18 protein-coding genes are annotated in these 23,502 nt (G+C 43.8%); 4 read left to right on the top strand and 14 right to left on the bottom strand.

Translation table 11 applies throughout. From position 1 onward, the window contains the following. A partial coding sequence (locus QZZ43_RS00400; protein ID WP_291854775.1) for an acyltransferase occupies positions 1-1,182 on the top strand: 1,182 nt, incomplete at its 5' end. Between the two features lie 74 nt (positions 1,183-1,256). On the opposite strand, the gene QZZ43_RS00395 is transcribed toward QZZ43_RS00400, so the two are convergent. From QZZ43_RS00395 to QZZ43_RS00340, 12 genes are all read right to left on the bottom strand, one after another. Continuing rightward, positions 1,257-2,924: a nucleoside kinase gene (locus QZZ43_RS00395; protein ID WP_291854771.1), complete on the bottom strand. Its 1,668-nt coding sequence runs from the start codon at positions 2,922-2,924 to the stop codon at positions 1,257-1,259. A 92-nt stretch (positions 2,925-3,016) separates the two neighbouring features. Continuing rightward, entirely contained in the window at positions 3,017-5,875 is a 2,859-nt protein-coding gene (gene uvrA / locus QZZ43_RS00390) for an excinuclease ABC subunit UvrA (protein WP_291854768.1), read from the bottom strand. Positions 5,876-6,175: 300 nt separating this feature from the next. Continuing rightward, positions 6,176-7,192: a lytic transglycosylase domain-containing protein gene (locus QZZ43_RS00385; RefSeq protein ID WP_291854765.1), complete on the bottom strand. Its 1,017-nt coding sequence runs from the start codon at positions 7,190-7,192 to the stop codon at positions 6,176-6,178. A gap of 142 nt (positions 7,193-7,334) precedes the next feature. Then, entirely contained in the window at positions 7,335-7,907 is a 573-nt protein-coding gene (locus QZZ43_RS00380) for an electron transport complex protein RnfA (RefSeq protein WP_291854763.1), read from the bottom strand. Between the two features lie 50 nt (positions 7,908-7,957). Then, on the bottom strand, positions 7,958-8,542 hold the full coding sequence (locus tag QZZ43_RS00375; RefSeq protein ID WP_291854759.1) for an RnfABCDGE type electron transport complex subunit E: 585 nt from the start codon (positions 8,540-8,542) through the stop codon (positions 7,958-7,960). After that, the gene (locus QZZ43_RS00370; protein ID WP_291854756.1) at positions 8,539-9,249 is read right to left on the bottom strand and encodes an RnfABCDGE type electron transport complex subunit G; all 711 of its coding nucleotides are present in this window, start codon (positions 9,247-9,249) and stop codon (positions 8,539-8,541) included. The genes QZZ43_RS00375 and QZZ43_RS00370 overlap by 4 nt, the downstream gene beginning before the upstream one ends. Before the next feature lie 14 nt (positions 9,250-9,263). After that, positions 9,264-10,280, bottom strand: coding sequence for an RnfABCDGE type electron transport complex subunit D (locus QZZ43_RS00365; protein WP_291854754.1), 1,017 nt, complete (start codon positions 10,278-10,280; stop codon positions 9,264-9,266). A gap of 18 nt (positions 10,281-10,298) precedes the next feature. Beyond that, positions 10,299-11,627 carry an electron transport complex subunit RsxC gene (gene rsxC / locus QZZ43_RS00360; protein WP_291854751.1) on the bottom strand — a complete coding sequence of 443 codons (1,329 nt, stop codon included), beginning with the start codon at positions 11,625-11,627 and terminating at the stop codon, positions 10,299-10,301. A 30-nt stretch (positions 11,628-11,657) separates the two neighbouring features. Further along, entirely contained in the window at positions 11,658-12,533 is an 876-nt protein-coding gene (locus tag QZZ43_RS00355; RefSeq protein ID WP_291854748.1) for a Fe-S cluster domain-containing protein, read from the bottom strand. Positions 12,534-12,537: 4 nt separating this feature from the next. After that, positions 12,538-12,960, bottom strand: coding sequence for a SoxR reducing system RseC family protein (locus QZZ43_RS00350; RefSeq protein ID WP_291854745.1), 423 nt, complete (start codon positions 12,958-12,960; stop codon positions 12,538-12,540). Between the two features lie 178 nt (positions 12,961-13,138). After that, a complete protein-coding gene (gene recG / locus QZZ43_RS00345; RefSeq protein ID WP_291854743.1) occupies positions 13,139-15,238 on the bottom strand; it encodes an ATP-dependent DNA helicase RecG in 2,100 nt (699 codons plus the stop codon). A gap of 136 nt (positions 15,239-15,374) precedes the next feature. Beyond that, positions 15,375-15,662: a YtxH domain-containing protein gene (locus tag QZZ43_RS00340; RefSeq protein ID WP_291854740.1), complete on the bottom strand. Its 288-nt coding sequence runs from the start codon at positions 15,660-15,662 to the stop codon at positions 15,375-15,377. Between the two features lie 375 nt (positions 15,663-16,037). Here QZZ43_RS00340 and QZZ43_RS00335 point away from each other — a divergent pair, with 375 nt between their 5' ends. Continuing rightward, complete coding sequence (locus tag QZZ43_RS00335; RefSeq protein WP_291854737.1) at positions 16,038-16,835, top strand: O-methyltransferase; 798 nt, start codon at positions 16,038-16,040, stop codon at positions 16,833-16,835. Between the two features lie 278 nt (positions 16,836-17,113). Next, positions 17,114-17,824, top strand: coding sequence for an ABC transporter ATP-binding protein (locus tag QZZ43_RS00330; protein WP_291854735.1), 711 nt, complete (start codon positions 17,114-17,116; stop codon positions 17,822-17,824). A 66-nt stretch (positions 17,825-17,890) separates the two neighbouring features. Here QZZ43_RS00330 and QZZ43_RS00325 read toward each other — a convergent pair whose 3' ends face one another. Together QZZ43_RS00325 and QZZ43_RS00320 are read right to left on the bottom strand one after the other, a co-directional pair. Beyond that, positions 17,891-18,838, bottom strand: a complete 948-nt coding sequence (locus tag QZZ43_RS00325) for a lysine exporter LysO family protein (RefSeq protein WP_291854732.1) — start codon at positions 18,836-18,838, stop codon at positions 17,891-17,893. A 276-nt stretch (positions 18,839-19,114) separates the two neighbouring features. Further along, positions 19,115-20,818, bottom strand: a complete 1,704-nt coding sequence (locus QZZ43_RS00320; RefSeq protein ID WP_291854729.1) for a sodium:alanine symporter family protein — start codon at positions 20,816-20,818, stop codon at positions 19,115-19,117. Between the two features lie 423 nt (positions 20,819-21,241). On the opposite strand from QZZ43_RS00320, the gene QZZ43_RS00315 reads away from it, so the two are divergent. Then, complete coding sequence (locus tag QZZ43_RS00315) at positions 21,242-23,470, top strand: hypothetical protein (RefSeq protein WP_291854725.1); 2,229 nt, start codon at positions 21,242-21,244, stop codon at positions 23,468-23,470. Positions 23,471-23,502 lie beyond the last annotated feature (32 nt).

The following is a 23,502-nucleotide window of genomic DNA, read 5'->3' as shown; positions in this document are numbered from 1 at the left end:
CTCGTACGCCTTCCCGATGAAAAGATACGTCGTTCTTTTGAAAATCTATATTGCTTTGCAGTAAAAATAAACTGCACCATGAACGAGCGACAGTATTACATTGATTGGATAAGAATAGGTCTTATTTTGAGTGTCTTTTTGTACCATGTGGGAATGGTTTTTAACGGATGGCCCTGGCACATTAAAAACGAGGTTCAACTTGAATCATTAAATCCGGTTATGGGTATGTTGCATTCGTGGCGAATGCCCCTGCTTTTTTTAGTTTCGGGAGCAGGCACCCGTTTTGCTGTAAAGTTTAGGTCAAAGAGGAAGTATTTTGCAGAAAGAAGCAAAAGGCTTTTACTTCCTGTTATTTTTGGAATATTTGTTTTGGTTCCGGTACAGGTGTATATTGAAAAAATCTCCTCGTATTCAAGTTTGTGGGAGTTTTATTCACATATTTTCGAAGGGGTTTATCCTGAAGGAAATTTCAGTTGGCATCACTTATGGTTTATTGTTTACCTGTATTTTATTTCCATTGTATTCATTCCTTTTATCAGCTTTTTTCGATCTGGTTTTTACTTTAAAGTAGTAGATCCAAAATTTGAAGTTTTATCTGGATGGCAGGGTGGTCTGGCACTTTTTTTCGTTCCAATGCTTCTTTCTCAGGTTTTGTTGAGGCCTTACTTTCCGGAAGAGACCCACGCTTTTTACAATGACTGGGCTTTCATGACTCTGTTTTTTATATACTTCCTACTGGGCTTTGGTATTTTCGGGAATTCCAAAATTGTTGCAAATCTTAGAAGGCAAAGAAAAATTTGGTTGGGGGGAGCTATAATAATGGTGTCCGCTTGGTTTGTTTTGTCAGATTTTTCCTATTCATCGACAGTCCAAACCGCCCGGGATGTAATTGCTATTATAATGAGTTGGTTCATTAATCTGGCAGTTTTGGGTTATGGAAAGAAATATTTAAACAAAGATCATATCCTTCGAAAGCCTCTTAATAAGGCCATTTATCCATTTTACCTTATCCATCAGCCGGTAATAGTAGTGGTTGGGTACTGGGTCATTGCCATCCCGATGGCGATTTCTGCAAAGTCCTTGCTGTTGACTGTCTGTAGTTTGATAATAATTGTTGTTCTTTATGGCGGCCTAATTTCAAGAAGCAGGTATCTGGCTGGATGTTTCGGGCTTAAAAAATAAATACAACCAAATCCTATTTCTTATATGCCTTATAGGGTTTAATTTTTTCTTGGTTTCTTCTGTATTTTAATTGGCTAATAGGTAAAACTACTGCCCCCCAGGAATTCTCTCAAGATTGAGGTTGGCGGAATCTCCCGTGGCAGAATGGGTTTGAAATAGCTAAAAAACTTCAATAGCCGGTTGGCTTCGGAATATTCGGTTTGGTTTGGTTGCACCTCCAGAAGGATGGGCTCTGCGAAAGGTTTTAAAACTGCCAGTTCGTAAAGCAGAGCAGAGTTGAACATCGTATCTGCTTCCTCCTGATAAGGAAAAATGTGCTTGTCTTCTCCTCTGCGAACGCTGTCCCATCGGGAAATGGTTTCCTGTGCCGAATAGTTTCGATAACGATAATCCCGGATTATTCTTCTTACCAGTCGGTTGTCGGTTGTCGGAATTCGGCTCTGATTGTCAATGTTGATGTTGGTAAGAGCGGATACGTATATTTTATATTTTTTGCTGTTTTCTATCAGGTGTGTCAATCTTGGATTCAGGCCGTGAATACCTTCAATAATCAGGATGTTATCTTTTTCCATTTTTAATTTGTCACCATTGAAAGAACTCTTTCCGGTTTCAAATGAAAATTTTGGTAACAACACTTCTTTTCCGGCCAGTAAGTCGAGGAGCTGCTGGTTGAAGAGTTCAATATCTAATGCTTCCAGTGATTCAAAATCGTAGTCGCCGTTTTCATCCAGAGGAGTATCCTCCCGGTTTACAAAATAGTTGTCGAGCGACAGGTTTAAAGGGCTGATACCGTTGACCAGAAGCTGTATTGCCAGTCGTTTGCTAAATGTTGTTTTGCCGCTTGATGAAGGACCGCTGATTAATACAATTTTAAGTTCATTCTTTTTTTCGGTAATTCTATCGGCAATTTGAGCAATTTTTTTCTCGTGAAGGGCTTCACTTACTTTAATCAGGCGTTCGGCTTTGCTGTTGTGGGCAGCATTGTTGAGGTCGCTGATGTTCGTAACGTTCAGTACCCGGTTCCAATGTCCGAATTCGCGAAAGATTTCAAACATTTTGGTTTGTTCCACCAATTCCTGGACTTCCTCCGGTTTCTGTTGGTTGGGTATTTGAAGCAGCATTCCGTTGTAATATTTATTGAGGTCAAAAACCGTCAGATAGCGGGTTGAGGGAACCATGAAGCCATAATACTTACCGGGGTGCCCATTTAAGCAGTAATAGGTGGAATAGTATTGTCCCCGGTGTTTCAGTAGTTCAACTTTGTCATCAAGACCTTTTTCTTTGAAAAGGTCAATTACATCGTCGGTTTCATCTTTGAATTGCAGAAAAGGAATGTCCTGAGTAACCATCTCACGCATTTTCCGGCCTATTTCGAAAACATCCTCTATTGATAAAACTTTCTTTGTGCCGTGCAGGTCACAGTAAAAGCCTTTGCTTACCGAATGGTCTATACGCAGAGTGGCTTCGGGAAACACCTCTTTTGCAGCGGCTGTGAGTAAGAAGGAGAGGCTGCGAATATACATTCTCATACCATCCTTATGCGTGATGTCAAAAAACTCAATGGTTTTGGGGTTATAAATTTCAAAAGACAACTCCCTGACTTTATTATTGACCATTGCCCCTAAAATGGGGTGCTTTAATGATATTTTCTGATTCTCCGCAATTTCTTTGAGGGTTGTCCCCCTTTGTATATTGAAGGATTTATCATGGTTGAGACATTTTATGCGCAAGTTCGTTTTCATATTTGAATTTTGAATAGGTTATTTTTCCCGCAATCTGTAAATTTCGTTTGGGAAAGGGTTTTTGCAGAAAGTTCTTTCCTGAATAATGCAGGTTAGAGACCTTCATCTTTTTTAAGGAATTGTCCGGTAAAACTTTTTTTGCATTGTGCAACCTTTTCGGGTGTTCCACTGATGATGAGTTCTCCTCCGCGGCCACCCCCTTCGGGCCCGATGTCGATAATGTGGTCTGCCGTTTTTATCACGTCCAGATTGTGCTCAATAACGATGACTGTATTTCCCCGGGAAACAAGTTTGTTCAGTACTTCGAGCAATACCCGGATATCTTCAAAATGCAGGCCTGTGGTGGGTTCGTCAAGGATGTAAACTGTTTTTCCGGTGTCTTTTTTTGCTAGTTCGGCAGCCAGTTTCACCCGTTGCGATTCTCCTCCCGACAGAGTGGTGGAGGGTTGTCCCAGCTTGATGTAACCCAGACCTACTTCCTGAAGCACTTTTAACCGGGGAACCAGTTTGGGAATATTTTCGAAAAACTCAACCGCCTGGTTGATGGTCATATCCAGTACATCGCTGATGGATTTCCCCTTGAATCTGACTTCCAGTGTTTCACGGTTGTACCGTTTCCCGCGACAGTCGGGGCATTCGACCATGACATCGGGCAGAAAGTTCATTTCTATTACCTGTACGCCACCTCCTTTACAGGTTTCACAACGTCCACCTGCCACATTGAACGAAAAACGGCCAGGTTGGTAAGCTCTGATTTTTGCCTCTGGTAATCCCGCAAACAGTTTTCTGATCTCATCAAACATTTTCGTGTAGGTGGCAGGATTGGAGCGCGGGGTGCGGCCCAGTGGAGCCTGGTCTACATCAACTACCTTGTCCACATATTCAAGACCTTCTACTTTTTTGTAAGTCAGCGGGTCTTTCACCGATTTGTAAATGTACTGGTTGAGGATGGGATAGAGCGTGTCGTTGATGAGTGTGGATTTCCCGCTTCCCGAAACGCCTGTAACACATATGAATGTCCCCAGAGGAAATGAGACAGTGAGGTTTTTCAGGTTGTTTCCGGATGCACCTTTGATGGTCAGATTATTCCCGTTTCCCGTACGTCGCTCTTTGGGTATTGGAATTTCTTTAATCTTTTTGAGATAATCGGCTGTTAAGGAGTTTGATTCCAGTATGTCGCGGGGTGTTCCCTGTGCTACGACTTCGCCACCATGACGACCCGCATGGGGGCCCATGTCTATTACGTGGTCGGCAGCCATCATCATATCCTTGTCGTGTTCCACTACCAGAATGGAATTGCCGGTATCTCTTAATTGTTTTAACGATTCAATGAGCCGGTGGTTGTCGCGCTGGTGCAGACCAATACTGGGCTCGTCCAGGATGTAAAGCACGTTTACCAGCTGAGAGCCGATTTGAGTAGCGAGCCGGATGCGTTGGCTTTCTCCCCCCGATAAAGTCATGGCGCTGCGGTCAAGGGCCAGGTATTCCAATCCCACATCCAGCATGAATCCCAATCTTGACCTGATCTCTTTCAGAATTTCAGTGGCGATGGCCTTCTGTTTCTTTGAGAGGCGGTCTTCAATTCCTTCAGTCCATTGAAAAAGTTCCTTTAGATCCATCTTGCTGATTTCGGCAATGTTCTTCCCGTCAATCAGAAAATGAAGAGCTTCCTTATTGAGTCGCTGTCCGTTACAGGCCGAGCATACCGTCTTTTGAATAAACTGATTGGCCCACTTCCGGGCTTTCTGTGAAGTTTCGTTAGATTGCTGGTTGTGGATGTAGCTGATTACCCCGTCGAAACTCAGAGAGTAATTAGACGAAACGCCAAGGGGGGTGTTTTTTAACTTGAGGGGTTCGGCGGTGCCATGGAGAATTTCATCCAATGCCTCTTCTGGTATGTTCTTTATGGCACTTTTCAGTTTAAAGTCATGGCGGGCCGCCAATGCCTCTAATTGCCAGAAGATGAGGTTGTTTTTGTGCCGGCCCAACGGAACAATGCCACCTGAATAGATGGAGACATTGTCGTTGGGAATGATTTTTTCGAGGTCAATTTCATCCACAAAACCCAGTCCTTTGCATTTGGGACAGGCGCCCTGGGGAGAGTTAAATGAAAAATTGTGGGGTGCCGGCTCGTTGTACGAAATACCCGTGGTTGGACACATCAGTTGGCGACTAAAGTAGCGGGGTTTGTCACCCTCTTTGTCCATTACCATCATTATGTTTTTCCCTTGCTTCATGGCCAGCGATACGGATTCTTCCAGCCGTTTACGGTCTTTCTCCGATACCCTGAGTTTATCGATTACAACCTCTACAAAATGATTCTTGTAGCGGTCGAGCTTCATACCATGTTTTATCTCTTTAATTTCACCGTCCACCCGGACATTCAGGAATCCCTTCTTTCGAATCTGCTCAAAGAGTTCCTTGTAATGTCCTTTCCGGCCTTTTATCATTGGGGCAAGGATATATACATCATGGTCATTAAATTCCGAAAGAATGAGGTCAATTATCTGACGGTCAGTGTGTTTTACCATTTTTTCGCCTGTTTCGTACGAAACGGCATCTCCGGCTCGTGCGTAAAGAAGACGAAAGAAGTCATATATTTCAGTGGTGGTTCCAACCGTTGACCGGGGATTTTTACCGGTAGTTTTTTGTTCAATGGAGATAACCGGACTCAACCCCGTTATTTTGTCCACGTCGGGTCGTTCCAGTCCTCCGAGAAACTGACGAGCATAAGCTGAAAAAGTTTCTATGTAGCGCCTCTGACCTTCGGCATATATGGTGTCGAAAGCCAGTGATGATTTACCACTCCCGCTGAGGCCGGTGATAACCACCAGTTCGTTGCGGGGAATGATAATGTCGATATTTTGAAGGTTATGCACACGGGCACCCAAAACTTCAATCTGCTCAAGGTCGCTCTCTATGGGTAATGTGTTGTTTTTCGGTGTATTCACGTACTATTTTTTTGGAACTTACAAAGATAGCAAAAGTCAGGAACGGAGAAAAAGAGTTTTTAACACCGGAGTGATGGAAGTGGATTGTAAATAGGGAGTGGTATACAATATTCGTGTGAACAGATGGGATAGAAGCGGGACGTTTGAGGCTGGGGGTTGAAAAAAATCATAAGAATAGCACCCGGATTTTTGCCGGGTGTTTCGTTTAACCAGACTCAACAGAGTCCAGAGCAGGCATTCATTGGTGGTAAAATCTGAAAAACCTGGCGGCACGCCAATCACACCTCGTTCAGGAGAAAATCACTGTTGTGTTTGTTCGTCTAATTCCGATGCAGCGTGTGTTTGATTCTGAAACTTGCTTCGGATAAAAGCACCCTCTTCAGGAATTTTTATGTGATAAGTTTTTCCTCTTGAATTGGTTAGATGATCGTCTCTCAACCATGGATTCAAGTCTTTTAGTTCTTTATAGGAAAGACCAAAACTCTGGGCAAAATCAGCAAAATTGCTGATGGTACTATCCACTTCCACAGTATAGGTGGGTTCCATATAGTACAAGTCTCTTTCCTTTACATGAAAACCATAACTGACAGGGTTTTCCAGTATCTCTTTAATCGCAATAATGCGGTAAACGTACCGCCCGGTCTCATCATTCAGCAAAAGATCGTAGTAGTTGTTGGTCTTTTGTCTGTCTAATTGTCCGATAACGTGACTTCTGCCTGCATTGTAGGCAGCAGCGGCCAAAGTCCAGCTGCCAAACTTTTCGTAGCTGCTTTTGAGGAATCTGCTTGCGGCAGAAGTAGCCTTTTCAATGTGGTAACGTTCATCAACCTGGCTGTTGATTTCCAGGCCATAGTCGGTTCCGGCTCCTTTCATAAACTGCCAGGGACCTGCTGCTCCCGCTGGAGAAACGGAACGAATAATAAGTGCACTTTCTGCCAAAGCCAGGAATTTAAAATCATCGGGAACCCCTTCTGCTTTCAGAATGGGTTCGATAATTGGAAAATACTTTGCAGCCCGCTTGATAAATAATAAGGTTTGTGATTGCCAGTAAGTGTTGACCAACAACTCCCGATCCAGATTTTCCCGGATATACGAGCGTTCAACAGGTACGGGCTCACCTGCAAATGTAGGATTCTCCGGCACCGGCAATGAAAAAATATTGTATTCGCTCTGAAACTGCTCATTGTGAGTGGGAGCGGGCTCGTTTTGTTCAGGCTCTGCCGAATAGGTAAATAAACCCCACGCAAAAGCTGCAGCGAGGATTAAAGCACTTCCCGATAAAAATTTAAATGTCTTGAGTTGATTTCTGGTAGTCATTCTCTTTCCCTTCCAATCTGTTTCGAAATTATTGAGTAACACCGCAAATTTACATCATTTTGCGGACAAAAAAAGCTTGCAACGTTGTTTACGCTGCAAGCTTTTATATGTTTCTGAAAAATCCGCTTTTTCAAATTTTTTTTTAAACCATACCGGCAAATCCCATAAATGCCATGGCAAGCAATCCTGCAACAACTAAAGCGATAGGAGCACCCTGCATACCTTTTGGGATATTCACTAAATCCAGTTGCTCACGGATACCGGCAAATGTGATGAGGGCGAGTCCGAAACCCAGAGCAGATGCACCTGAGAAAACAACGGCCTCCACCAGGTTGTAATCGCGGCTTACCGTCATGATGGCAACACCCAATATGGCGCAGTTGGTGGTTATCAAAGGCAGAAATACGCCAAGGGCCTGATAGAGTGGGGGACTTACCTTCTTCAGGACAATCTCAACAAGCTGCACCAGAGCTGCAATCACTAAAATAAATGAAATGGTTTGCAGAAAGGTGATGTTGAATTGCTCGAGAATAAGTTTCTGGATAAAATAGGTGACGATGGTCGCGATAACCATCACAAAGGTCACTGCACCGGTCATTCCGATTCCGGTAGAAATTTTTTTTGAAACGCCCAGAAATGGACAAATTCCCAGGAACTGACTCAGTACAATATTGTTGACAAATATTGCTGATATGATAATGATAAAATAAGTCATGGTATTTTCTTTTTATCAACTACTGACTAATAATTACTGACTGCCCTTCCTCAGGCTTTGCGTACTTTATTGATGAATGCGGTCAGATAACCCAATGCAATAAATGCTCCCGGAGCAAGAACGAAAATCAACATCCCGTAACTTTCAGCAAAGAGGGAGAAACCAAAAATCTTTCCACTCCCTAAAATCTCCCTGATGGAACCCAGCATCGTCAATGCCATGGAGAAACCCAGTCCCATTCCGAGTCCGTCAATAATGGACGACCCCAGGGAATTCTTGGATGCGAATGCTTCGGCACGTCCCAGTACCAGACAGTTTACCACAATCAACGGGATGAACAGTCCCAGGGCCTCAAAAAGGGCAGGGATATAAGCTTGCATAACCATTTCAACAACCGTTACAAAGGATGCAATAATGACAATGAATGAGGGAATACGCACCTTATCTGGAATGAAATCCTTTACCAGAGCCACTACGATGTTGGACATAACGAGTACAAATGTAGTCGCCAGTCCCATGCCAAGTCCGTTTACAGCAGAGGATGTGACTCCCAGTGTGGGACACATACCCAGTAGCATTACAAATACCGGATTGTCTTTGAAAAAGCCTTTTGAGAAATTTTTCCATTGATTCATTGGGCACCTCCTTCCTGAGCGTCATTGTTTTTGGTTGTTGCAGAGCTGTAGGCATCTGCATTTTCATTGTAAGCAGCCCATGCTTTCTGCACGGCATCCAGAAATGCTCTGGAACTAATGGTGGCAGCAGTAATGGCATCAATGTCACCACCATCTTTAGAAACGGTCAGATTCGTTTTCAAGGGGTCTGCCCCGACAATGCTGGTGTTGCCTCCTCCGGCATCGCTTTTGATGCCAAAAAGCCAGTTGGCAAAGGCATTGCCCGAAGGTCCTGCATCTGCATTGTCTGATGGCTTAAACCAGGTATCCATCTTGGTTCCTAAGCCGGGCGTTTCTTTATGTTCCAATACAGCGTAATTATTGATGGTTCCGTCGGGTAAAATGCCAACCATGATTTTCACATCACCACCAAAGCCTTTGTGACTCACACTTTCGATGGCCACGCCCACATTGATGCCCTCTTTTTTTGCAGGGAATACCTTGAGTGAATCACCACCATCGGCGGCAATTTTGTACATCTCCTGTGCCGGATTGTTGTCGAACACCGGAACCACCAGCTGGATGGCTTCCTGTTGTTTCTGTTCGCTGGCGGCCGCAATGGGGCCAGCTGTCAGTTTGTATATGTATCCCAGCGTGCTTCCTGCTATCACAGTAATGACAATCAGGGTCAGTGCCATGCTTGGGAGTGTGGATTCTTTCTTGCCCATACAATCGTCCTTCTTTATTGTTTTTGAACTTTTGTTGTCTTTACTTTTTCTCCAAAGCGTTTTGGCTTCATATATCTGTCAATGAGCGGAACAAATGCATTCATAATGAGGATTGCAAATGAAACACCTTCGGGATAAGAACCATACACTCTGATAAGAACTGTTATTAAACCTATCCCAACACCATAGAGCAACATTCCTTTTTTCGACATGGGAGAACTTACATAATCAGTGGCCATAAAAAAGGCACCTAGTAAAACGCCTCCGGTAAGGAGGTGGAACAAGGGGCCTGCGTAACTTTCAGGGTCTGAAATATTGAGAATGGCAGCAAATACAGCGACTGATCCAAGAACGCTGACAGGAATATGCCAGGTAATGATTTTGCGCCACAGCAAATAAAGAACACCCAATACAAGCGTTATTCCTGCAATTTCCCCGGCACTACCTCCCATATTTCCCATAAAAAGATTCAGATAGGATGGAATTTCGCCCATTAATTCTGATAAAGAGGCGCCTGAAGACAAACCTTCCTTAACTACTGACAGTGGTGTTGCTCCAGTGGTGGCATCCAGATACTGAAAACGTGAGGCAACGGGAACAGGCCAGCTGGTCATTTGCACCGGAAATGAGATGAGTAGGAACACCCGTCCAACCAATGCCGGGTTGAAGGTGTTGTTTCCCAGACCACCAAACGACATTTTCCCAATTCCAATTGCAACCGCAGCGCCAATAATAATGAGTCCTATGGGTAAATTGCTGGGCATGTTGAATGCCAGGAGCAAACCTGTTACCGCGGCAGAACCGTCAGAAATCGACGGTGTGGCTTTCATTAGGTATTTTTGAATCACCCATTCAAATAAAACACAGGCCGCTATAGCGGTGAGCGTGACTATCAGTGCCCCGATGCCAAAATACCACAGCGATGCCAACAGAGCCGGGATCAGTGCTATGATTACTCCATACATATTCTTGGGTACGGAATCGCCACTGTGAACATGCGGGGATGGAGATACAACTAATTTTTGGTTCATTTTATATGATGCTTTGTATTAGTTTCTGTTTCGTATGATTTTTCCCACATTGCCTTTTCCCAGCCTGATGTAGTCCAGCAACGGACGATTGGCCGGGCAGGTGAAACTACATGATCCGCATTCGATGCAGTCCATGATGTTGTCACTTTCGGCGCGGTCAAGAAGTTCTTTTTCTGCTTCAATCATAAGAAGATAAGGCTCTAGTCCCATCGGGCATACCGAAACACACTTTCCACAACGGATGCAGTTTTCTACAGGTTTGCGGTGCGCTTCTTCGTGTGGGAGAACCAGAATGCCTGAACTACCTTTAGTTATAGGTACTTCCAGGTTGGAAAGTGCTTTACCCATCATGGGGCCTCCACCAATTACTTTTCCGGTGTTGTCGGGCAGTCCGCCCGCGGCTTCGATGAGCTGACTGACAGGTGTTCCGATGCGCGCGAGGAAGTTGGATGGTTTGCTGACTCCGGGGCCGGTTACGGTGACCACTCTTTCTATCAGCGGCTTATTTTTTTGAACAGCTTCATAAACAGCCAGGGTGGTTCCCACGTTGTGAACAACCGCTCCTACTTCGATGGGTAATTTCCCTGAAGGAACCTGACGGCCAATAACTGCATCAATGAGTTGCTTTTCACCACCCTGTGGATATTGAACTTTCAAAGGCTGAATTTCTATGCCTTGTTCGTTTTCTGTAAGCGTTGTTAGATGCTGGATGGCATCGGGCTTATTGTTTTCGATGCCTATGACGGCCCGGTCAACTTTAAGTGCTTTCATCAGAATCTTTACGCCGACAATGAGTTCATCTCCTTTTTCCAGCATAACACGATGGTCACTGGTGAGGAAAGGTTCACACTCCACGCCGTTGATGATTAAAACATCACATTTTTTACCGGGGGGGGGTGATAGTTTCACATGAGCAGGGAAAGTAGCTCCTCCCATGCCGACAATCCCCATTTCTCCAACTTTTTTAATTATTTCTTCGGAAGAAAGGGAAATTTCAGTCTTTAAAGTTTCCGACCGGTCGATGGACTCATCCCATTCGTCCCCCTCCACATCAATAATGATAACAGGTTTCCGGTATCCGGAAGCATCAACGACCTCGTCGAGTTTGAAAACTTTTCCGGAAACAGGAGAATGGATATTGGCCGACACAAAGCCACCGGATTTGGCAATTACCTGACCAGTTTTTATCTGGTCACCTTTTTTGAGTTCGGTTTTTGCCGGGGCTCCGATGTGCTGGGCCAAAGGTACCACCACTCGTTTGGGTAGGGGCAGCACTTCTATGCTTTTACCGGCAGATATTTTGCGGTCGGCCGGGTGAATACCTCCTAAGGAAAATGTTTTAAGCACGGTGATATTTCTTTTTAGTGAACGTCCAAATTAATTACTGCTTTCGGGTGTGTTGGCCGGTTCCTGCTCTTTTGCCGGTTTTGGCTTTGGCGGGGGAAAGTTTATCTCATGAATGGCATTTGTAGGACAAACAGGGACACACTTTCTGCACAAACGACATTTATCGTAGTCAATGTACGCCAGATTGTTTTCGATGGTAATAGCATCGAATGGACAAACTTTAGCACATTTTCCGCACCCGATACAGGCCACATCACAAGCTTTTTTAGCTACTGCTCCTTTGTCCTGGTTGACACAGCTGACAAAAATCCGACGGCTTTTGGGGCCTTTTTTACGGAGTTCAATGATTTCTTTGGGACAGGCGTCCACACAAGCTCCACAGGCCACGCAGTTGTCCTCAATGATAACCGGCAATCCTGTTTTTTCGTCCATATACATGGCATTGAAATCGCATGCTTCCACGCAATCGCCCAGTCCGTAGCATCCGTAGGAGCAGCCTGTTTCTCCTCCGTAAAGTGCCGCAGCAACGGCACACGAGGTGGCTCCTTCGTATTCATTGAGGCGTGGACGATGCTCACAGGTTCCGTTGCAGCGAACCACAGCCACGAGGGGATCGGACTTTCCCATTTCTTTTCCAAGAATATTGGCTACGGTAGCCATTACATCGGCTCCTCCTACCGGACAATTCAGGTCTGAAATGTCATCTGCTTTTACCAATGCTTCTGCAAAGGCACGACAGCCGGGGAATCCGCATCCTCCGCAATTTGCAGCAGGAAGAGCTTCTTCCACCTGATTAATGCGGGGGTCTTCAAAGACTTTGAATTTCTGGGAAGCCAGATAAAGTATCACTGCAGCCAAAGCGCCCAGGCCGGCCAGCGTTAATATGGTAATCAAAACAATACTCATAACACTACTCCGTAGATGGTTTTATGGTAAAAGAAAATGTTTTAAAAAACTTATGGTTAAATAACCTGATGATAAGGAAGTAAGGAACCAGGATTCCCAATGCCAGCAAGCCGGCAAGGTTTTCATTTTTGGTTAGTGTGTAGGTGGTGATAAGAACGGCAATAATTAAAAACAATGGAAGGATATAGGCCCACCAGGCAGCCTGAAGCCCCAGTTTACTTTCGCCAACCAGCGTTACTCTGTCACCGTGTTGGTATGGACGGTCGCACGAGGCATCAATTAGTTTTTCCTGCAGATCGGCTGCAGTACAAACGCCTTTGGCATGGCATGAGGCACAGGCCGATTGACTCAGAATTCTCACGGTTGCGCGGTTCCCATCAGCCTGTTCTATTATGCCCTGGTGTTCTATTTGTTTGTTTTCTGACATGTTTTTATACCCCTTGTGCGGCACAAATGTATATAAATGGGAATGATTGGATAGAGAGGGGGTCTATTTTTTGTTTAGAACAAATTAAAATAACTTTTAATATCTTGTTTCATTGAATGATAGCAGGGAGAGGATGGGATAATTTAGACGAATTTAGATTGAGGATTTTTTTCTGTATTTAACTAATCATTGCCCAGTTCATTTTTTGTTGTGCAAGCTTTTTCAGTTGGCGCCGAAGAATGGCGTTTTCCTGTTTTTCCAGTAAGGGGTCTTCCTTTAAAATATCTGAGGCTACATTGCGTGCAATTTGCAGCAGCCGTGTGTCTTTTGCGAGGTTGGCAATTTTTAGCTCAAAGGGCAGTCCCGATTGCTGCGTGCCTTCCAGATCTCCGGGCCCGCGAAGTTTCATGTCGGCTTCGGCAATTTCAAATCCATCGTTGGTAGCGGTCATGATCTCCATGCGTTTGCGGGTTTCTGCGGAGAGTTTATAACCGGTCATCAGAATGCAGTAGCTTTGTTCGGCGCCACGCCCTACACGGCCTCGGAGCTGATGTAACTGAGACAGGCCAAATCGTTCGGCACTTTCAATAATCATGACGGAAGCATTGGGAACGTTCACGCCTACTTCAATAACGGTTGTAGATACCAGTATTTGTGATCGTCCGGCCACAAACTCCTGCATGGCCGCATCCTTATCGGCCGGTTTCATTTTTCCGTGAACCATCGAAACGGTATTATTCGGGAAAACTTCTTTCATGTACTCAAAGCCGTCGGTCAGGTTTTGAAAGTCCATTTTTTCCGACTCTTCAATCAATGGGTAAACCACATAGACCTGACGACCGGCATCAATTTGTTCTTTCACAAATTTGTTGAGTCCCAGGCGTTTCTTGTGGTAAGCATGAGTGGTCTCAATCGGTTTTCTTCCGGGAGGGAGTTCATCAATTACCGATACATCCAGGTCTCCATAAGTTGTCATGGCCAGTGTCCGGGGAATGGGGGTGGCCGTCATCACCAAAACATGGGGTGGCGAAAGGTTCTTTTTCCATAGTCGTGCCCTTTGTGCTACTCCGAATCGGTGCTGCTCATCAATTACCACCAGGCCAAGGTTGTGAAATTTAACGGTGTCTTCAATGAGCGCATGAGTGCCAATAAGTATGTTGAGTTCTCCCGATTGGAGTCTTGCGTGTAAATTTTCACGGGCAGCTTTTTTTGTTGAACCGGTGAGCAAGCCGACATGAATATCCAAACCATCTAACATCTTACTGATACTCTCGAAATGTTGTGTTGCCAGAATTTCTGTGGGTGCCATAATGCAGGCCTGGAAGTTGTTGTCAATGGCAATGAGCATCACCATCAGAGCCACCAGGGTTTTTCCGCTTCCTACATCGCCCTGGAGCAGCCGGTTCATCTGGTGACCGCTGCCCATATCCCGCCTGATCTCTTTGATTACCCTTTTTTGCGCATTGGTGAGCTCAAACGGAAGGTTTTCAGCATAAAAACGATTGAGATAGCGACCTACAGTTGAAAAAATGTGTCCTTTGATGTTGAACGTTCTTTGGTTACGCAGTCTCAGAATGTTGAGTTGAATGTAAAAGAGCTCTTCAAATTTAAGGCGAGAGGAGGCTCTTTGAAGTGTTTGAGCATCGGGTGGCATGTGGATGTGTCTTAATGCCTGGTTGATGTTCATCAGTTTTAACTGCTCAATGATGTGTGGGGGGAGTGTTTCGGGGATTATCGAATTGTATGTCTGAAATGCATTCTGTACCAGTTTGAACATAGCCCGTGAACCGAGATAGCTGCTTTTCATTTTCTCGGTGGTGTTGTAAAAGGGCTGAAGACCTGCGAAAAATGGTACTTTCCCTTTTTGTTCATTATCCAGTTCGGGATGGACAACATTTATGGTGTTGTTGAATTTGGATGGTTTTCCAAAAAGGATATAGGTTTCATTGGGTTTTATTTGTTCTTTGAGATATTTAAGTCCTTTAAACCATACCAGCTCCAGACTGCCGGTTTCGTCGCTGAATGTTCCGATCATGCGTTTTCCCCGGCCTTCTCCGGCCAGTTTAAGTGAGGTGATTCTTCCTTTTACCTGAATGAAGGGCATGTCGCCGGTAATTTCCCTGATGGAATAAAACCTGCTGCGATCCACATATCGATAGGGAAAATGATACAGCAGATCCTCAAACGAAACAATTTTTAGTTCGCTTTTTAGAATATCTGCTTTCCTGGGGCCAACCCCAGGCAGATACATTATATTGTGTGTAGAGAGATCAGACATAACTTGAGTTCAAAAATAGGAGAAACCTTGATTTGAAACAAATGATGTGATGACTTTGAGTAATTGCAAAAAGAAGAGGCTGTCTTTTGGGACAACCTCTTAATCTTTTTCCTGATGATGAATGAAGGCACTGTTTTTACAATTCTTCAGTTTCTTCCTTCAGGTTTTCTGCTCCCTCTTCTGCTGCATCAGCAGCATCTTTGGCTGTTTCTTCAACCGCATCAGCGGCATCTTTAGCTGCTTCTTCTGCAGCATCAGCAGCATCTTCAGCCACCTCTTCAGCTTCGGCAGCTGCGTCTTCTAATGCTTCTGAAACATTTTCTGTTTTTTCTTCAGCAGCCTCTTCAGCTTTTTTGTCTTTTCCAGTTTGTCCGGCACATGAAATTAGGCCAAACACGATAGCAATGAAAAATAACTTCTTCATGGTTTAAAGTGAATTTTGGGTTTGTAATAAAACGAATTGTAATTCATTTTTAGTCAATGATTGCAAGGTATAAAAAAAATGTATAAAAAAAGTTAAACATCAAAAGGAATTGTGGTTGTTTAAATTATGTGCTGTCTCTTTTTCGACTTTTAACTTCGAAACATCATTGTCCGGAGAAACTTATTTCTTGAAAAAGGTTTGCTTCGCTTGCAATGGCACCGAATGTCTCTTCATGAGGAATGCATAGGAGCAATTTCAATCTTTTAACCGGATACCACTGATTTCGAAAAAATGGTTTTTTAAATCCATTTTTGGTTTAAAGAACAACTTCGTTTACTTTTATCGGGAACTTTTAACTTCTCAAAGATTCAAGAATTGAAATTATCATTGGTATTATTTCGTGTTAAAGTCCTCCTGAGGTACTTTCTTTATGCCCGACATGCAAAAGGATTTGGCATTCATTCTCCTTTTGTATTTTACTTTGTTCGGGAACTGGTTTATGAGCAACTTCCATATTATGGCTTTAATAAAGTTAATGCAGCGCGTGACATGCTCAGACGTAGCAAGAGAAAAGTAAATGTTCAGTCGTATGGAGCCCCTTCTGTAAATCCGGCAAAGGAAAAATATATAAAGAATTTAATTCAGGAAGGAAGTATCCCCGCTAAATACGGAGAACTGCTGTTTAGAATGATTGACTGGCAAGCGTTTGAGAATATTCTTGAACTGGGGACAGGAACAGGGATTGGCACACTTTATCTCGCACTTCCTGATTCACGTGCAAGAGTGACCACGATTGAGGGAAATAAAGCCTTGTGCAGAGTGGCAGGTCAGGTTTTTGAGAGTGCCGGAGCGACAAATATAAAAGTGTTGAATGGGAAGATTCAGGAGGTATTGCCTTCTTTTTTGGAACAGACAGAAAAAGTGGATTTTGTATTGTTTGACGGTGACCATCAATACCAAACCACTCTGGAGTATTTTGAGTTGTGTCTGAAGAAAAGCCACAATGATACTATTTTTGTGTTTGACGATATTCACTGGTCGCCTGGAATGGAGAAAGCATGGGATGAAATTGCCGGTCGCCCGGATGTTACTGTTTCAATAGACTTGTTCCGGATGGGAATTGTATTTTTCCGAAAAGAGTGTACCAAACAGCACTATGTATTGAGATATTAACCGAATAGTCTGCTGTAAAAGAAATCTGCACCAGTTAAATTGCATAGTGTTTTTTGTAAAATTCTTGTAAGATTTTGTCGGAGTAATTTAAAGGGATTAGGATTTAAAAAAATGATAAGGGGTAGCCGATTTTTTTTTCTTTTTTAAACCATTGACTCTTTGTTTTATCAAAGGAGTAAATTTTGATGTCTGTAAATTAAAACGGTTGTTTGCCTTTTCCTTAAGGCTTATGGATAATTGTTCTTATAAAAACACGTTTATTAAATAGTTTCCCATTAATGGATACAACGGTAATTCAAATCGAAAATCTGAAAAAACATTACGAAGTAGGTACACAGACAGTTAAAGCTCTGAACGGAGTGACACTTTCTATCGAGAAAGGAGAGTATGTGGCCATTATGGGCCCGTCAGGATCAGGGAAATCTACCCTGATGAATCTGATTGGTGCTCTGGATACGCCAACATCTGGCCGGTATGTGCTGAATGGAACCGATGTGAGCCGCATGAGCGATGACCAGCTGGCAGAAATCCGGAACCGTGAGATTGGTTTTGTTTTTCAGACGTTTAACTTACTTCCTCGCTATTCGGCCCTGGACAATGTGGTGCTTCCATTGATTTATGGCGGTGTGGCAAAAGAAGAACGATACGAAAAAGGACGTCAGGCCCTGGGAAATGTAGGTTTGTCCGATCGGATGACACATAAACCCAATGAACTGTCAGGGGGGCAGCGACAAAGAGTTGCCGTTGCCAGAGCTTTGGTGAATAAACCATCACTTATCCTGGCAGATGAGCCAACCGGAAATCTGGATTCCAAAACTTCAGTGGATATTATGCGCCTGTTTGAAGACATTCACACCGCCGGAAACACCATTGTGTTGGTGACTCATGAAGAGGATATTGCGCGTCATGCAAAAAGAATTGTCCGCCTGCGCGACGGGGTGGTTGAAAGTGATGAGGTGGTTGAGCATGTCGTGAGTTCTGAGGCCTGAGTTCTGGGTTTGGGGGCCAACTTTCAGCCTTAGTCTAAACCTCAGTTTCCAGGTTCTCTATAATTGTTAGAGGCCCAAAATGAAAGGCACCAACACCGGAACCAGTAAAGAAAGAACAATCCCGCTGAAAATACTAACTACTGCATACTCTTTTCCTGTGGCTTTTACAATGACGGGCAGGGTGGTGTCCATGGCTGTTGCGCCGCCCGATACAATGGCACCAAGTTTCCCGAACCATTTGACCATGAAAGGCGCTGCAATCAGTGTAATAACTTCCCGGAAAATATTTGCCAAAAGGGCAATGACACCCATCTCACTTCCACTGATTTGACCTATGAAAATGGCAGATAGGGAGTAATAGCCAAAACCTGCACCAATTGCCATTCCGTTGGTTGCGTCGACGGTATCAATAAGGAATGAAACCAGCAAGCTACCCCCAATACTCCCCACAATCACAATGGCCGGAACCATGAGAATACGGAAACTGGTGCGTTTCAAAATTTCCAACGCCCGGGGATCTGCTCCCAACCCGGCACCGACCAAAACCATCATCACGTACAACGTGGCGGTGGCAACTATTGCATCTCCCCAAAATGACGGGAAGATGTCCATCTGTCCGGCTACTGTTCCACCAACAAAAAAAAGGAGAATCCAGAGGCTTTGATTCTTTATCAGATTGATGAACCATTTGACCGATAGCGTTTTGTGCTTTTCCTGAGGTGCTTTCGGGGGTTTCTCTTCATCCTTCCTGAAAAAGGAAGCTGCCAGGCGGGCCAGAAACAGACTCCCCAAAATGGCTCCGCTACTAAGCAAAATTGCCTGCCATCCCAGGATCGTGATGTTCTGGACTATGCGTGGGTCTGTTCCCACAGAAATCCCCAGAAAGAAAAGGAGGGCAAAAATAGCAAGCGAAATAAGGGGCTCGGTGACTTTCAGAAATCGAGACTGCTTCCTAAATAACAGTCCGATTCCGATTCCCACAATAAATAATCCTATGACGATTAGCGATACCATTTATTATACTTTTGTTCCTTGGCTGAAATCCAGGGTCCAATGAAAATTGAGACTAAGTCTGAGGTTAAATGGACTAATCAACTTTCAATACTCCGTTATTTCGAAGCTTCGGGGTTACAAATAATTAATAATCAGTTTATTGTAAAATTAAATAGGAGAGCCGCCACTCACTCATAATAAAAACGCGGCATCATTGCGTCTCTGCATTTAAGCTTTTTTTAATGGACTATTGAACTTTTGTTCAGCTTTTATTCTCTGTTACTTCCTTTTTAGATATCAATATTTTGGTCCTTTTTCATCCGGAAAGCTTTCATTGTATTCATTCCAGAAACTTTTTACTTCCTGTTTCACTTCTTTGTGGAGGATCAGAAGGCCTATCAGGTTGGGAATGGTCATTAGGGCGATGGTAATTCCCGAAAGAATCCAAACAATGGTGGTGTCGGTAAAGGAGGCCAGGAAGAATCCAATGATGTAAACGGCTTTGTACCACAATATCCCTTTGATGCCGAAAAGAAAAGTGACCGCTCTGCCTCCGTAATAACTCCAGGAAATGGCTGTGGAAAAAGCAAACAGCAGCAGGCCAATGGACACGATGTATTTGCCGTATTCTCCCAGCCAACTTCTGGAAAAAGCGACTGTGGTCAGGGGGGCACTGTGCAGCAGCGATTTTCCTTCAATAGTGTATTTATCCGGTTGCGCTAATTGGCCTTTTATGACTTTTACGGCCCCGGAGAATGGCTGCTGGTTTTGATAAATATTTACCTCTTCAGCAACCGAACGGGCATGAAGAATGGTGATGTTATCTGCCGGTGTACCATTGACAATTTCCATATTTCCGCTGAATAGGGGAAGGGTTTTTTTGCCTGACAAGTGGTCTCGCAGGATTTCCCGGTTTTCATCAGTATAAAAGCCTTCCACGATTTCCATGTCGGTCATCTGAAAACGGTTTTCAAATTTTTCGCTCCAGACTCCCGATGCCATTAGCGTCAATCCTGTAAGCATACATATTATAATGGTATCAATGAAGGGTTCCAGAAGGGCTACGAGTCCTTCCGATACGGGTTCGTGTGCTCTGGCGGCTGCGTGGGCAATAGGGGCCGAGCCCTGACCCGCTTCATTGGAGAAGAGTCCGCGGTTCACTCCGCGGTTAAAAGCAAAAGCTACTGATGCTCCCAAAAACCCACCAGTCGCCGAACTCCCGGTAAACACCCCTGAGGCAATGGCCGATAGGGATGGAATGATGTTCTCGTAATTGTAGATGATAACCATTAAGGCGCCTGTGAAATAGATGACAGCCATCACCGGAACCAATGTTTGGGTTACCCTGGCAATTCTTTTGATGCCTCCAAGGATAACGAAGCCCAAAAAGATGCTTAAAACTGCTCCGGTGAGGATGTGCGGGATTTCAAAGGTTTCAAAAAGAGAATTGGAGATGCTGTTGATTTGTGGCAGGTTACCGGTTCCAAAAGAAGAAAAGATGGTGGCAACCGCAAAAGTAACAGCCAGAAGGCTTCCCGTTTTAATTACTTTTCCGGACGGCAGTTTCAGGTTCAGCCGCTTTTTCATGTAATACATTGGTCCACCGCTGATGGAGCCATCAGATGCTTTGTCCCGGTATTTATGAGAAAGGGTAACCTCCACAAATTTGGTGGTCATTCCAATCAGAGCAGTAACCAGCATCCAGAAAAGGGCAGCTGGTCCGCCCAGGTGTAATGCCAGGGCTACTCCTGCAATATTGCCGGTGCCAACGGTTCCCGATAAGGCCGTGGTGAGTGCCTGGAAATGACTGGTGTCACCTTCGTCACCCTCTCTGTCAAATTTCCCACGCACTATTTTTATGGCGTATTTAAAATATCTTATCTGTGGAAATACCAGATAAATGGTAAAGAACAGTCCTGTGCCCAGTAAAAGGTAAACAAACCAGGATGACCCTCCGATCATACGGTCAATTGTCGTTAGAATATTGGTGAGTTCTTGCATAAGGATTGGTTGGTAATTAGTTAGTTTTTGCAAATATAGTAATTGAAGGCCGGATTTTGTAATTGATGATTCATTGGTTGTCTGAAACTATCCGTTCAGAAAACAATACCCATGGCTCAGAAAACGCATTGATATATGTGATTGTTCTTTAGAATCTTCTGGTAATTTTGCTCTGCTGTCAGTTGAGAATGACTTTGAAAGCTTGCTGTTTTTGAATCATTTATGTCAGCAGACTTCACAGAAATTCGGTGTTTATTTCCAAATACATTTTGCTGGTGTATAGATATCTTATTTTCATACCTTAATAGTGTTTGGTTTATCAATAATAGAGTTTAGTTTAATTATTAAATGAATTATTATTGATAAATTTACGCTCCAATCCAGAATTATTTTATCTGTGTTTAATTTTAATCAGTTATTGAAATGAAAAATTTAAAACTCCTGACCGGTGCGGCTGTTTTGGCCGGACTCCTATTCACAACCGGATGTGTTAAGAATGAAGAAACTGACGGTGTAAAAGCCCTCAGACAGGCCCAGGCCGGCTTGTTAAATGCTCAGGCAACTGCTGCTACTACAGCAGCTGAAGCTCAGGCTGCCCTTGCCAATGCAGAGGCTGCTTACAAGCAGGCTCAGGCTTCAGTACAGGAAGCTCAGGCAGAAAAGGAAGCGGCCCTGGCTGAACAACAACGAATTTCCAATGCTCTTCAGCAGGCCACCAATGCAAACGAAATTGCTAAGATGGAAGCCGAACTGGCTACGTTTCTGCTGACTGAAGACCTTAATCAGGCTGCCAAACAAGCTGAAATTGACCTGGCTATGGCCGAGGCTGCCATACAGATGGAAATTGCTCAGGAAAAACTCAATTTACAACTGGCCGATCTGCAACATCAGGCAAAATTGGCTGCTGTTCAGGATGCAGATGGTTTAAACGATGAGTTGAATTCCCAACTGAATACAGCTATCGGTGATTTGAACGGCGTTTTAACTCAACTGAAAACCAAAAGAGGTTTATTGTATAATGCTCAGATTTCTCTGATTAACTTGCAATACAATCTGGGTGATACTAAAGCTCAGTTGGCTCAGGATTCTCTTGACCTGGACGATATGAAAGCAGAACTGACCGAGCAGGAAGCTGCTTTGGAAGTTCTGGAGACTGCTTTGGCAGACCCCAGTGGGATTGCTTCACTTATCGAAACAGTCGAGGGTGAGTACCAGGCTTTGCAGGCTGACTCTCTTGCCAAAAGAGTTGCTAAAGAAAACGCTGATGCTGCTTACAAATCTGCTATTAATGACTTGACGACTTTCCGCGATGATTTGGAAGCGATTGCAAATTATACTGATTTTGATGATGTTGCTGATGGTACAAATCCTGACTTTTCTGCATTTGGCGATCTGCAGGGTCTTATCGATGATATTGATGCCGACATTGAAAAGTTGAATGACAATATTGACCTGGTAACCAGTGGTGGTACACTTGAGTATGTTGAAGATGTGGACAACGATGATTTGGTGTATGCTATTAACATGGATGTGAGCGAAGCTACAGACGGAATCACAGTTAAGGAAGATGAACTCGAAGGGTTGAATGATGAGCTGGTTGTTCTTCAGGAAAATTTGGCTGATAAGAATACTGAAATTTCCGAATTAACAGATGAATTGAATGATGTGTTGGCCCCTGAACTTCAGAGTAAGCGAATTATCTTTAATACTTATAACAACGATTACCTTACAAAGAAGAATGCTTATGATGCCAAATATGCTGATTATCTTGCTAAGCAGGATGCTTATGAGCAGGCTGTTGCTGCCTATAATGTAGATAATTCTACTGAAAACCTGACTGCAATGAATACTGCTGAACAAGCTATGGATGATGCTTACACCTTGGTTGATGGAACTGACGGAAATGAAGTCCCCGCTTCTGAGAATGATTACAAAATTGCAATGGACAATGCAGAAGCTTTGAAAACTTCAGCTGAAACTGACTATGAAACAGCTCAGACAGCTTATGACAATCAAGCTGATGAAATTGAAGAGTTGACCAACGATATGGTTAATCCTTTCATTACCAGTGCTGCAGAAATTCAGGCTGATATTGATGAGAAGAACGAAGATATTGCAACTAAGGAAGCTGAAATTACTGCACTTAACGATTTGGTGGTGTTGTTGAACACCACCATTACCGAATGGACTGCCCAGAGAGATGAGATTGTTGCACAACAAGGCAATTTGCAACCTCAGGCCGATGCATTGCTGGTTGCGTTTAACAATGCAAGAGATGCTAAGGTGGCTGCTACTGCCGCTTATGAATCTGCCAAGGCTGCTACTGAAGTGAAAAAATCGCTTCTTGATACATTGAAGGGTGAGTCTGAAGGTGATGGTGTTCTCGGAACTCTTGAATCTGAGATTGAAACCCTTGAGACTGAAATTGAAACTCTTGAAGACGAGATTGAAACCCTTGAAGGAAAAATTGAAGCTACTGTTAATAGTGGTTCTGAAACCGGTATCAACGCAATCAATGCTCAGGAAGAGCGCATTGCTGAGAAGCAGGACGAAATTGCCGGTATTGAAAGCGACATTGTTGCTCTCGAAACTCAGAGAGATCATTATCAGTCGATCGTTGATGATTTGTATGCTCAGTTTTCAGCTGAGTAAGGATTAGAAATTCCTATTAAATAGCGGCGGGA

Source organism: Marinilabilia sp. (assembly GCF_016278715.1).
Taxonomy (GTDB): Bacteria; Bacteroidota; Bacteroidia; order Bacteroidales; family Marinilabiliaceae; genus Marinilabilia.
Note: the sequence above shows the minus strand (reverse complement) of the source record. Positions and strands in the feature narration are given on the sequence as shown.

What these genes read in the sequence shown, in the direction of transcription:
- QZZ43_RS00395 (WP_291854771.1), bottom strand. Translation starts at nt 2,924, where the DNA reads ATGAAAACGAACTTGCGCATAAAATGTCTCAACCATGATAAATCCTTC.
- QZZ43_RS00385 (WP_291854765.1), bottom strand. Translation starts at nt 7,192, where the DNA reads ATGACTACCAGAAATCAACTCAAGACATTTAAATTTTTATCGGGAAGT.
- QZZ43_RS00380 (WP_291854763.1), bottom strand. Translation starts at nt 7,907, where the DNA reads ATGACTTATTTTATCATTATCATATCAGCAATATTTGTCAACAATATT.
- QZZ43_RS00375 (WP_291854759.1), bottom strand. Translation starts at nt 8,542, where the DNA reads ATGAATCAATGGAAAAATTTCTCAAAAGGCTTTTTCAAAGACAATCCG.
- QZZ43_RS00370 (WP_291854756.1), bottom strand. Translation starts at nt 9,249, where the DNA reads ATGGGCAAGAAAGAATCCACACTCCCAAGCATGGCACTGACCCTGATT.
- QZZ43_RS00365 (WP_291854754.1), bottom strand. Translation starts at nt 10,280, where the DNA reads ATGAACCAAAAATTAGTTGTATCTCCATCCCCGCATGTTCACAGTGGC.
- QZZ43_RS00355 (WP_291854748.1), bottom strand. Translation starts at nt 12,533, where the DNA reads ATGAGTATTGTTTTGATTACCATATTAACGCTGGCCGGCCTGGGCGCT.
- QZZ43_RS00350 (WP_291854745.1), bottom strand. Translation starts at nt 12,960, where the DNA reads ATGTCAGAAAACAAACAAATAGAACACCAGGGCATAATAGAACAGGCT.
- recG (WP_291854743.1), bottom strand. Translation starts at nt 15,238, where the DNA reads ATGTCTGATCTCTCTACACACAATATAATGTATCTGCCTGGGGTTGGC.
- QZZ43_RS00340 (WP_291854740.1), bottom strand. Translation starts at nt 15,662, where the DNA reads ATGAAGAAGTTATTTTTCATTGCTATCGTGTTTGGCCTAATTTCATGT.
- QZZ43_RS00330 (WP_291854735.1), top strand. Translation starts at nt 17,114, where the DNA reads ATGGATACAACGGTAATTCAAATCGAAAATCTGAAAAAACATTACGAA.
- QZZ43_RS00325 (WP_291854732.1), bottom strand. Translation starts at nt 18,838, where the DNA reads ATGGTATCGCTAATCGTCATAGGATTATTTATTGTGGGAATCGGAATC.
- QZZ43_RS00320 (WP_291854729.1), bottom strand. Translation starts at nt 20,818, where the DNA reads ATGCAAGAACTCACCAATATTCTAACGACAATTGACCGTATGATCGGA.
- QZZ43_RS00315 (WP_291854725.1), top strand. Translation starts at nt 21,242, where the DNA reads ATGAAAAATTTAAAACTCCTGACCGGTGCGGCTGTTTTGGCCGGACTC.